At 72.7% G+C, this 11,407-nt stretch carries 9 protein-coding genes; 4 read left to right on the forward strand and 5 right to left on the reverse strand.

Going from position 1 to position 11,407, the window contains the following annotated elements:
• Positions 1 to 60: 60 nt before the first annotated feature.
• A complete protein-coding gene (locus tag ACIBSW_RS10800) occupies positions 61 to 1,068 on the reverse strand; it encodes a LacI family DNA-binding transcriptional regulator (RefSeq protein WP_354726215.1) in 1,008 nt (335 codons plus the stop codon).
• Between the two features lie 95 nt (positions 1,069 to 1,163).
• Between ACIBSW_RS10800 and ACIBSW_RS10805 the strand changes: the two genes are divergently transcribed.
• Positions 1,164 to 3,338: an EAL domain-containing protein gene (locus tag ACIBSW_RS10805; RefSeq protein ID WP_354726213.1), complete on the forward strand. Its 2,175-nt coding sequence runs from the start codon at positions 1,164 to 1,166 to the stop codon at positions 3,336 to 3,338.
• 65 nt (positions 3,339 to 3,403) lie between these two features.
• Complete coding sequence (locus ACIBSW_RS10810; protein ID WP_354726211.1) at positions 3,404 to 4,765, forward strand: FAD-binding oxidoreductase; 1,362 nt, start codon at positions 3,404 to 3,406, stop codon at positions 4,763 to 4,765.
• An 8-nt stretch (positions 4,766 to 4,773) separates the two neighbouring features.
• Here ACIBSW_RS10810 and ACIBSW_RS10815 read toward each other — a convergent pair whose 3' ends face one another.
• Entirely contained in the window at positions 4,774 to 5,457 is a 684-nt protein-coding gene (locus ACIBSW_RS10815) for a helix-turn-helix domain-containing protein (RefSeq protein ID WP_354726210.1), read from the reverse strand.
• Positions 5,458 to 5,550: 93 nt separating this feature from the next.
• Between ACIBSW_RS10815 and ACIBSW_RS10820 the strand changes: the two genes are divergently transcribed.
• Positions 5,551 to 6,690, forward strand: a complete 1,140-nt coding sequence (locus tag ACIBSW_RS10820) for a ring-hydroxylating oxygenase subunit alpha (RefSeq protein ID WP_354726208.1) — start codon at positions 5,551 to 5,553, stop codon at positions 6,688 to 6,690.
• An 81-nt stretch (positions 6,691 to 6,771) separates the two neighbouring features.
• The gene (fucP, locus tag ACIBSW_RS10825; protein WP_354726206.1) at positions 6,772 to 8,118 is read left to right on the forward strand and encodes an L-fucose:H+ symporter permease; all 1,347 of its coding nucleotides are present in this window, start codon (positions 6,772 to 6,774) and stop codon (positions 8,116 to 8,118) included.
• Here fucP and fahA read toward each other — a convergent pair.
• From fahA to ACIBSW_RS10840, 3 genes are read right to left on the reverse strand one after another with little or no spacing between them, the layout of a single operon-like run.
• Positions 8,115 to 9,332, reverse strand: coding sequence for a fumarylacetoacetase (fahA, locus tag ACIBSW_RS10830; RefSeq protein WP_354726204.1), 1,218 nt, complete (start codon positions 9,330 to 9,332; stop codon positions 8,115 to 8,117). The two genes, fucP and fahA, sit on opposite strands and share 4 nt — an antisense overlap.
• Positions 9,329 to 10,174, reverse strand: coding sequence for a hypothetical protein (locus ACIBSW_RS10835; RefSeq protein WP_354726202.1), 846 nt, complete (start codon positions 10,172 to 10,174; stop codon positions 9,329 to 9,331). Before ACIBSW_RS10835 ends, fahA begins: the two co-directional genes overlap by 4 nt.
• Positions 10,171 to 11,376: a cupin domain-containing protein gene (locus ACIBSW_RS10840; RefSeq protein WP_354726200.1), complete on the reverse strand. Its 1,206-nt coding sequence runs from the start codon at positions 11,374 to 11,376 to the stop codon at positions 10,171 to 10,173. The genes ACIBSW_RS10835 and ACIBSW_RS10840 overlap by 4 nt, the downstream gene beginning before the upstream one ends.
• Positions 11,377 to 11,407 lie beyond the last annotated feature (31 nt).

Here is an 11,407-nt window from a genome sequence, read left to right on the forward strand (position 1 = left end):
ATTCTCACGCATGAGTGTGACCGGTCACATTTGAGCAGGGAAGGGCCCGTTACGGTTTCGTTACCTGGGCGTTGCGGTCGACTCCCGGATCACCAGCCGGGGCGGCTCGAGGTCGACCTCGGGCCCGCCGGCCAGCACCGACACGCACTGCCGGCCCAGCGCCGCGAAGTCCATCCGCACCGTGGTCAGCGCCGGCGTCCAGTACGCCGCGCCCGGCACGTCGTCGAAGCCGACGATGCTCACGTCGCCCGGCACGTCCCGGCCGGCCTCGTAGAGCGCGCGGCGCACGGCCAGCGCCGTGTCGTCGTTGCCGCAGAGGATCGCGGTCACCTCCGGGTCCGCGGCCAGCCGCCGCCCGGCCAGGTACGCCGAGCGCGAGTCCCACCCGGCCGCGACCACCTCGGGCGCCGGCCGGCCCGCGGCGTCGAGCGCGTCACGCCAGCCGGCCTGCCGGGCGCCGGCCGGCACCTCGGACGGAATCGCCACGTGGTGCACCGTGCGGTGGCCCAGCCCGAGCAGGTGCCGGGTCGCGGCCGCGGCGGCCTGCCGCTCGTCCAGGAAGATCATCCGGCAGCCGGCGCCGGGCAGGCCGCCGGCCTCGGTCGCCGCCACCACCGGCACCTCCGGCGGCAGCATGCGCAGCACGCCCGCGCCCGCCGGATCGAACGCGACGACCACGACGCCGCCGGCGGTCGGGTCGCTCACGTAGTCGACGGCGTGGCGCACGTCGGCCGCCGACTCCGACTCGACCACGCGTACGCCCACCGCCAGGCCGAGCAGGCGCCCCGCCTCCTCGATGCCCTGCAGGACACTCGCGTACCCGTAGAGGGTCGTGTTCGAGGTGACCACGGTGACCGCCCGGGCCCGGCCCAGGCCCAGGGCGCGGGCCGCCCGGTTCGGCCGGTAGCGCAGCCGCTCCATCACGTCGACGACCAGCTGCCGGGTCTCGGCCCGCACGTTCGGCGAATCGTTGATGACCCGGGACACGGTCTGGTACGAGACGCCCGCGGCGGCGGCGACGTCCCGGATTCGGGGCGAGGTCTCGCCGCGCCGGTCTTTTGCGCTCAACGCTGGTCGGCTTTCGTCGGGGCCGGGTACGGCTCCGAGCGTACGACCCCGGCCCCGCCGCTCAGTCGCCGCGCTTCCGGGTCGATATGGGGTGCATGAACCCGCGACGGTTCTTCTTCCCCCGGGACCAGGGATCGCTGCGCCCGGTGAGTCGGGCGTTGCTGCTGGTGACGCTGGCGCTGGCCGCGCTGGCGGGGTTGCAGGTGGCCACCACGCCGGCGCCGGTGCCGCTCCGGCTCCTCACCATCGCCGCCCTGGCCGGGGCCTGCGCCTGGTGGATCCGTGGTGAGCGGCGTGGCGCCTTCCCCCTCGCCGGTGAGCCGGTGGAGCTGCTCCTCATCCCGCTGCTCGTGACGGCGCTCGACCTCAACGGCGTCTACTCCATCTTCTTCTTCGCCCTCGGCTTCCGTTCCCTGTACGGCGCCTGGTGGCTGGTCATCACCCGCACCGGCGGGTACCTGGTGCTGGCGGGCGGCACCGCCCTGGCCCTCGGGATGACGCAGGCGGTACCGCAGGCGCTCGGCGTGATGGTCGGCGCCGCGAGCCTGGCGATGGTCAGCCACCTCTTCGCCATCAGCCTCGCCCGGCAGGACCGCACGATCCGCCAGGAACGGCTGCTCACCGCCGCCAGCGGCCGGCTGCAGGCGGCCACCGGCCGGGCGGAGATCCACTCCGTTGCCGCGCAGGTCGCCGTCGAGCTGCTGGCCGGGAAGGGTCCGGTACGGGCGTCGGTCGCGCTGCTGCGCCCCGGCGGGGCGCTGGAGACCGTCGCCGACGCCGGCGCCGAGTCGGCGGCCCGGCACAGCACCGCGACCGCGCTGTCGCTGCCGCTGACCGTGCACGGTCAGATGCTGGGCATGCTCGCCGTGCACTGCGAACGGCCCATCTCCGACTCGGCGCGCGCGGCCCTGACCACCCTCGCCGGCCAGACGGCGCTGCGCCTGTCCAGCGCCGCGCTGACCGAGGAGCTCACCGACCTGGCGTACCAGGACTCGCTGACCGGCCTGCCCAACCGCACGCTCATCCAGGCCAGCCTGACCCGGGCGCTGCAGCGCACCAAGCGCACCGGCCGGCCGGCGGCGCTGCTCCTGCTGGACCTGGACGGCTTCAAGCAGATCAACGACTCGCTGGGCCACGAGGCCGGCGACGACGTGCTGATCGTGGTCGCCGAGCGCCTGCGCACCTGCCTGCGCGCGTCCGAACTGTTCGGCCGCCTCGGCGGCGACGAGTTCGCCGTCGTCGTGGAGGACAACCAGGACGCCGCGGCGGCCGTCCGGGTGGCCGAACGGATCATCGAAGCGCTGCGCGAGCCCTGCAAGGTACGCGGCCACGAGGTACGCATCCGCACGTCGATCGGGGTCGCCCTGTCCGACGCCGAGGTGACCGGCCCCAGCGACCTGCTGCGCAACGCCGACACCGCGATGTACCGCGCCAAGCGGCGCGGCAGCCACGGATACGAGCTGTACGAGGTGGGCATGCACGCCGCCGCGCTGGCCCGGCTGGAGGCGGAGAACGAGCTGCACACGGCCCTCGCCCAGGACGAGATGATCGTGTACTACCAGCCCATCATCGAACTGAGCTCCGGGCAGCTGTCCGGCGTCGAGGCCCTGGTGCGCTGGCAGCATCCGGCCAAGGGCCTGCTCGAACCGGGCCGGTTCATCCCGCTGGCCGAGGAGACCGGCCTGATCGTGCCCATCGGCGCCACGGTGCTGCGGCAGGCCTGCCGGCAGGCCGCGCAGTGGCAGCGGCTGCCCGGCCTCGAACTGCTGCACCTGAGCGTGAACCTGTCCGCGCGGCAGCTCGAACACCCCGGCCTGGTGGCCCAGGTGCAGCAGGTCCTCGAGGACACCGGCCTGCCGCCGCGGACGCTGACCCTGGAGCTCACCGAGACCCTCCTGGTCCAGGACATCGCCGCCTCGGTGGCGGTGATCGACGCGCTCCGGGCGCTCGGCGTGAAGATCGCGCTGGACGACTTCGGCACCGGATACTCGTCGCTGACCTACCTGGAGCAGCTCCCGATCGACGTACTGAAGATCGACCAGTCCTTCACCCGGCGGCTCGACACGCCGCGCGGCCGGGAGCTGGCCGCCGCCGTGGTCAACCTCGGCAACGCGCTGCACCTGCAGACCATCGCCGAGGGCATCGAGCACCAGGAGCAGCTCGACGAGCTGTTCCGCCTCGGCTGCCAGTACGGCCAGGGCTACCTGATCGGCAGGCCGGCCGACCCGGCCGACCTGACACCGCGGCTGCCCAGGGCGGCGCGCACCTGAGCCTGCGCAAAGCGCGGATTTCCGGCGCCGCGGGCGCATAGCGTGGAGGTGGCGAAGGAGTCACCATGACCACGGCACTGGCGCAGGCCCTACGCGGCGAGCTGATCAGCCCGGACGACCCGGGCTACGACGAGGCGCGGTCGATCTGGAACGGCGCACACGACCGCCGGCCCGCCCTCATCGTCCGCTGCCACGGCGTCGCGGACGTCCTCAAGGCGGTCGAGTTCGCCCGCGACGAGGGCCTGCCGCTCGCGGTCCGCGGCGGCGGGCACAGCATCCCCGGCTTCTCGACGGTCGACGACGGCCTGGTGCTGGATCTGGCCCCGATGAACGGCATCCGCGTCGACCCCGGCCGGCGCACCGTCACCGCGCAGGGCGGCTGCCTGTGGGGCGACGTCGACGCGGAGACCCAGGCGTTCGGCCTGGCGGTGACCGGCGGCCTGGTGTCCAGCACCGGCATCGCGGGCTTCACCCTCGGCGGCGGCGTCGGCTGGCTGGTCCGCCGCTGCGGCCTGACCTGCGACAACCTCGTCGGCGCGGACGTCGTGACCGCGGACGGCCGGTACCTGCACGCCAGCGAGGACGAGCACCCCGACCTGCTGTGGGCACTACGCGGCGGCGGCGGCAACTTCGGCGTGGTCACCTCGTTCGAGTTCCGCCTGCACGAGGTCGGCCCGACCGTCTTCGCCGGCCTCGTCTTCTACCGCGGCGAGGACGCGGAACAGGTGCTGCGCGGCTTCCGCGCGGCCACCTCCGGTGCGCCGGACGAGCTCACCACGGTGGTCAACCTGACCACCGCCCCGCCGGCGCCGTTCCTGCCCGCGGAGGTGCACGGCAAGCCGATCGTCGCCGTGGCCGGGCTCTGGTCGGGCCGCCCCGAGGACGGCGACGCCGCGACCCGCCCGTTCCGGGAGCTGGCCCCCGTCGTGGTCGACCTGTTCGCCCCGATGCCCTACACCGCGATGCAGACCATCCTCGACCCGCTCTGGCCGCGCGGCATGTGGAACTACTTCCGCTCGGCGTTCTTCACCGACCTCGACGACGCGACGACCGGCGCGCTCCTCGGCTCCTACGCGAACGTGCCGAACCCCGTCTCCGAGCTGCACGTGCACCACCTCGGCGGCGCGATGGGCCGGGTACCGGCCGACGCGAGCGCGTTCGCCACCCGGGACCGCGACTTCATCCTGAACGTGGTGGCCCGCTCGACGGACGCGGACGGCTTCCCCGCCGCGAGGGACTGGGCGCGCGCGGCGACCGAGACCCTCGGCCCGGACGCCGCGACGTACGTGAACTTCACCGGCGAGGGCGGCGAGGACCGCGTCCGCGCCGCCTACCCGAAGGACACCTACGAACGACTCGCGGCGATCAAGACCCGCTACGACCCGACGAACCTGTTCCACCTCAACCAGAACATCCGTCCTGGCTGACGGCGATCTCAGGGCGTCGTGCCGATGGCGACGCAGCAGTGGTCGGGTCCCGGGTCGAGGCGGGCCGACAGGCGGCCGGGGCAGAGTCGGTCGAGGACGCCGTCGATGAGGTCGAGGTTGATGCCGCAGACCAGTTCGGTGTGCGTCTGCGCGAGGTGGTGGAACGGGCAGTTCGCCAGGGCCACGCCGTCCTCGGTGACCCGCGGCTCGTAGCCGTACCGGGCCAGCAGGTCGCCGACCACACGCTGCGGCGGATCCGCGCCCGGCTCGGCCGCGTCGGCCAGTCGCCGCCCGGCCGCCCGGGCCGCGACGCGGACGGCGTCGGCGACGGGCAGCGCGTCGCGGGCGGCGATGGTCAGCGCCTCGGCCATCACCTGGCCGGCCAGGTCGTAGCGGCGCTCGGGCAGGCTGACCGTGATCTCGCGGGCGCCGCGGCGGTACAGCTTGGTGGGGCGGCCGGCGCCGGGCCCGGAGCGGCCGGGGGGCCGGCGGTACTCGACGTCGAGCAGCCCGTCGGCGGCCAGCTTGTCGAGGTGGAACTTCGCGACGTGGTGCGCCACCCCGACGCCGGCGGCCGCGTCCTCCCGGCCGACCGGCCGGTCCTGCGCGACGACGTAGCGGTACAGGGAGCGGCGCACGGGTTCGCCGAGCGCGGCGACGCCGGCGACCGCGGCGGCGAACTCGTCGGACATCTCCAACCCCCTGTCGTGGTGACCGAGTCTCGCAGAATCGGACAGCGACGTCAGCCGTTTGAACAGCCGGCCGGCGGTGGATAGCGTTCGGGCATGGCGGCGGCGAACGAGCGGGACGTGCGGGACATCGCCGCCGGGTACGACGCGGATCCGGCGCGGTCGATGTCGCTGCGCGCGGCGGCGTACACGGATCCGAAGTGGTGGGATCTGGATCTGCGGGCGGTCATCGGCCGGACCTGGCAATGGGTCTGCCACGTCGAGCGGCTGCGGGCACCGGGCAGCTACGTCTCGGCGACGGTGGCGGGCATGCCGGTCGCGCTGGTGCGGGACCGGGCCGGGCGGCTGCGCGGCTTCTACAACGTCTGCAAGCACCGGGCACACGAGCTGCTGTCCGGCTCGGGGACCACCGGCACCATCGTCTGCCCGTACCACGCCTGGGTGTACGACCTCGACGGCTCGCTGCGCGGCGCCCGGCGCACCGATATGCCGACCTTCGACAAGACGGAGATCCGCCTGGACCAGGTTCAGGTGGAGGAGTTCGGCGGGTTCGTCTACGTCAACCTCGACCCGGCCGCGGCGCCGCTGGCGGCGCAGGCACCCGACCTGGCCGCCGAGATCGCGTTCTGGGCGCCCGACGTCGCGGACCTCACGTTCGCCCGGCGGCTGACCTACGACGTCCGGTCCAACTGGAAGAACGTCATCGACAACTTCCTGGAGTGCTACCACTGCCACATCGCGCACCGGGAGTTCGTCGCGCTGGTCGACATGGACACCTACGAGGTACGCACGCACGGGATCTGGTCCAGCCACTTCGCCGACGCGGGCAGGCGGGAGAACCCCGCGTACGACGTGTCGGCCGCGTCGGTCACCAAGCACGCCGTGTGGTGGCTGTGGCCGAACACGTGCCTGCTGCGCTATCCGGGACGCGGCAACTTCATGGTCTTCCAGGTCATTCCCGCCGGCCCGGACCGGACCTTGGAGACCTGGGACTTCTTCTTCGAGACCGACCGGCTCGAGGACGCCGAGGCCGAGGCGGTCCGGTACATCGACGATGTCCTGCAGCCGCAGGACATCGCGATCGTGGAGAGCGTGCAGCGCGGGATGGCGACGCCCGCCTTCGATCAGGGCCGCATCGTGTACGACCCGGAGGGCTCGGGACTGTCCGAGCACGGCGTGCACCACTTCCACGGGCTGGTACTCGACGCGTACGCGAACCACGTGAAGCGGCAATAGCGTTTCCTCCACCGATTTGTGGTTAATGTACGGCTGCGCCGGGAATTCTGCATACCAGAGGAACCGGAAGGGGCGATTCGGATGCCACGGGACCTGATCGTCCAGGCACAGCCGCTGGAGAACGAACAGCCGACCCGGGCCAGACTGGTGTTTCCCGGATTCCGCGTGTCGTTCGTCCTGCTCATTCTCTGCTTCGCCGCGTGGGGGTCGGCCGCGAACCTGACCGACGTGCTCGTCGGCGTCTTCCGGCACATCTTCACGATGTCGAACTTCCAGTCGGCGCTGGTCCAGTTCGCCTATTACGGCGCCTACTTCTCCCTGGCCATCCCGGCGGCCCTGATCAACAGGCGCTTCGGATACAAGGCCGGCGTGCTGACCGGACTCGGGCTCGCCACCGTGGGCGGGGCGCTGTTCTACCCGGCAAGCCAGGTGCTCGCGTACGGCCTCTTCCTGCTCGCGCTGTTCGTACTCGCCGCCGGGCTGTCGATCCTGGAGACCTCGGCCAACCCGTTCGTGATCGCGATGGGGCCGGAGCCGAGCGCCACCCAGCGGCTCAACCTGGCACAGGCCTTCAACCCCGTGGGTGCGAACATCGGCGTCCTGCTCGGCGCGGTCGTCATCCTGCCCAACATCACCCCCGAGCCCGACAAGGCGGCGATGACCGCCGACCAACTGCGCAGCGCGCAGGAGCGCGACCTGTCGCTGGTGCTCGGCCCGTACCTCGGCATCGCCGCCGTGCTGCTGATCATCTGGCTGGTCATCGCATTCCGGCGGATGGAGACGCCCGCCGAGCAGAACCAGTTCGAGATGGAGGTGCAGCGCGGCGTGCTCGGGCGGCTCTGGCACAACCGCCACTACCGGTACGGCGTGGCCGCCCAGTTCTTCAACGTCGCGGCGCAGGTCTGCACCTGGACGTTCACCATCCAGTACGCACAGGACGTGGTGGGCGTGCCCACCGCACACTCCGGGTGGTACCTGCAGGCGAGCCTCATCCTGTTCCTGATCACGCGGTTCGTCATGACGTACCTGCTCGGCATCTTCCGGCCCACCCTGCTGCTGTTCACGATGGGCGCGCTGGGTGTGATCCTGGCGCTCGTCGCCGTGCTCTCGCCCAACATGATCGGCCTCATCGCGGTGGTGGGCATCTCGCTGTCGCTGTCGCTGATGTTCCCCACGATCTACGGGGTGGCGTTGCAGGGGCTCGGCGAGGACACCAAGTTCGGCGCCGCGGGCCTGGTGATGGCGATCCTCGGCGGCGCCTTGATGCCGCTCGTGCACGGCCGGGTCATGGACGCGTTCGGTGCGGCCGTCGCCTACCTCGTACCGGGGGCCTGCCTGGCACTGGTGGCGGCGTACGCGCTGTTCGACCTGCGCACCCATCGACACCGCGGCGCACCGGCCGCCGTGGGCGTTCCGAAACTGACCTAACGAGGCGCCTGGTTCGCCGGCAGGATGCGGCCGCGGACCTCGCCGAAGCCGATGACGGCGCCGTCCGCGCCGGGCGCGCTCGCGCTGATCACGACCTCGTCGCCGTCCTCGAGGAAGGTCCGGGTGGTCCCGTCCGGCAGCCGCAGCGGCTCCGTGCCGCCCCACGACAGCTCGATGAGCGAGCCCCGCTGGTCGGGGCGTTCGCCGCTGATCGTGCCGGAGGCGTAGAGGTCGCCGGTGCGCAGCGACGCGCCGTTGGCGGTCAGGTGCGCCAGCATCTGCGCGCCGGTCCAGTACATGCCGTCGAACCTCGGGCGGGAGACGACGTGGCCGTTGAGCCGCACCTCGAGCCGCACGTCCAGGCCGCACGGCGGCGTCGCCGCGTCGTCGAGGTACGGCAGCAGGGGCACGGTGCGCTCCGGCGGCGCCACCCGGGCCGGTCCGAGCGCGGCCAGCGGCACGATCCAGGGCGAGACGCTGGTGGCGAAGGACTTGCCGAGGAACGGGCCGAGGGGAACGTACTCCCAGGCCTGGATGTCGCGGGCGGACCAGTCGTTGACCAGGCAGACCCCGAAGACGTGCTCGTCGAACCGGGCGAGGTCGACGGGCTCGCCCAGCCGGGACGGGGTGCCGACGACGAAGCCCAGCTCGGCCTCGATGTCCAGGCGCGCCGACGGGCCGAAGGTGATCTCGCCGTCGGCGCCGCGGCGCTGGCCGCGGGGGCGCACGACGTCGGTGCCGGAGCCGACGACGGTGCCGGCGCGGCCGTGGTAGCCGATCGGGAGGTGCTTCCAGTTCGGGGTGAGCGGGTCCTGTCCGGGGCGGAACATCCGGCCGAGGTTGGTCGCGTGCTGCTCGGAGGCGTAGAAGTCGACGTAGTCGGCGACCGTGAACGGCAGGTGCATGACGGCGTCCCGCGCGGGCACCAGGTGCGGTGCGAGCCGGTCGCCGTGGTCGGCGTCGGTGAGCCAGGTGGTCACCTGGGCGCGCACCTGCGACCAGGTCCGCGGCCCGGCGGCCAGCAGGGTGTCCAGCGACGGTCCCGCCACCGCGGGTGCGAGTTGCGGCGCCAGCGCCCGCGCGGCCGCCGCCAGGTCCAGGATCAAGTCGCCGATCGCGACTCCCACCCTGGGGGCCGGATCGGACGCCGTGCTGAAGACCCCGTAGGGCAGGGTGGCGATGCCGAACGGGTGGTCCGCCGGAACGGTGGTCAACGCGGGTCCTCCGGGAGAAGTCCGTGGTGCAGCAGGCCGTCGACCGGCTCGGTGATGCTGCACGTGCCGAAGCTGACGAAGTGGTGGCGTACCCGCTCGGCCAGCGGGTCGTCGATCGCGGCGACCGCGTCCGCCACCCGCGCGCCGTCCTGGTCGCCCAGCGCGGCGGCGACATCGCCGCCCGACAGGGCGCGGGCGGTCGCGAGGAGCACGTTGAGGTATCCGTGGTGTTCGAAGCCGGTGGCGGGATCCCGGTGCCGGATCGGGTCGTGCAGGCCGGCGGTGAGCTTGTACGCGAGCCCGCCACCCACGGCCGCCTCGAGAACGCCGGCCAGCTCCCGCTCGTCGGGGAACGACGTCGCGACCACACCGCCGGTGCGGATCTTCAGGCGCAGGCCGGCGCCGGAGAGCGTGGCGACGGTGGCCGCCGTGACGTCGGCCCAGGGCAGCTCGACGTAGGTGTGCACCTCGGGCGGCACCTGCCGGTCGAGGGTGTACACCAGGTCGTCGAGCGCGCCGGCGGTCGCCGGCACTTCGAGCGCCGCCAGGATCACCCGGGGCTCCGCGCGCGCCAGCGCCATCGCGGCGGGCACGTCCTCGGTGCCGCCGGGGAGGGTGAGCGAGACCGGCAGCGTGGTACCGGCCGGCAGCGCCGCCGTCAGCTCCGCCCAGCGCGGCAGCGAGCAGACGAACGGCCCGAGCAGCGGCGCCAGCGGCGTCGACCGGCGCTGCTGGTGTGCCGGCACGGCGTCCGGCACGGGCACGTTGCCGGGCGGGAAGATGGCGGCGTCGTCGAGCAGGCCGAGGAACAGCCGGGCCGGCGCGGTCCGGGTCGCGGTCACCGGCTCGGCCCCCGCCCCGCCCAGGTCCAGGCGTACTTGCCGTCGTCGCAGGCCCGGCCGGCCTCGCCGAGGCCGAGCGGCCGGAAGGTGTCGACCATGACGGCGAGCTCGTCGAAGCGTTCCGCGCCGAGGCTGGCCTCGATGGCGCTCGGCTGCGGGCCGTGCGAGTGGCCGCCGGGGTGCAGCGAGATCGAGCCGACGTTGATCCCGGAGCCCTTGCGGGCCTCGTAGTCGCCGCCGACGTAGAACATGACCTCGTCGCTGTCCACGTTGGAGTGGTAGTAGGGCACCGGCACGGCCAGGGGGTGGTAGTCGACCTTGCGCGGCACGAAGTTGCAGATGACGAAGTTGGTGCCCTCGAAGACCTGGTGCACCGGCGGCGGCTGGTGCACCCGGCCGGTGATCGGCTCGAAGTCGGCGACGTTGAACGCGTACGGGTACAGGCAGCCGTCCCAGCCGACCACGTCGAAGGGGTGCTCGGGCAGCACGTGCACGGTGCCGGCGAGCCCGGCCGGGCCGTCGCCGCGGTGCTTGATGAACACCTCGACGTCCTGCGCGTCCACCGTGCGCGGCTCGCCCGGTACGCGCAGGTCGCGCTCGCAGTACGGCGAGTGCTCCAGGAACTGGCCGTAGCGCGACAGGTACCGCTTGGGCGGGGCGATGTGGCTGTTGGCCTCGATGACGTACAGGCGCAGCGGCTCGTTGCCGGCCGGCACCCAGCGGTGGGTGGTCGCCCGCGGAATGATCACGTAGTCGCCGAAGCCCACCTCGAGGTCACCGAAGATCGTCTCAACGGTGCCGCCGCCGGACTCGACGTAGACGCACTCGTCGCCGGTGGCGTTGCGGTACAGCGGCGAGGCCTCGCCGGCCACGACGTAGGCGATCCGGACGTCGGCGTTGCCCAGGACCAGCCGCCGGTCGCGTACCGCGTCCCGCGCCTTCCAGTCCTGGTCGGCGAAGAGCTCGTGCAGCCGCAGGTGCCGGGGCAGCAGCGGCTGGTTCGGCACGGTCGCCAGGTCGGGCAGGTCCCAGGCGCGCGCGTCGACGACGGCCGAGGGCACATGCCGGTGGTAGAGCAGCGACGAGTCGGAGGAGAAGCCCTCCTCGCCCATCAGCTCCTCGTAGTAGAGCCTGCCGCCGGGATCGCGATGCTGGGTGTGCCGTTTGGCCGGGATGCTGCCGGCCCGCTGGTAGTGCGCCATCCGAACCTCCGATCGTCGCCCCCGGTGAGCC

Origin of the sequence: Actinoplanes sp. NPDC049668, assembly GCF_044465445.1 — a bacterium.
In the GTDB taxonomy this organism is placed as follows: Bacteria; Actinomycetota; Actinomycetes; order Mycobacteriales; family Micromonosporaceae; genus Actinoplanes.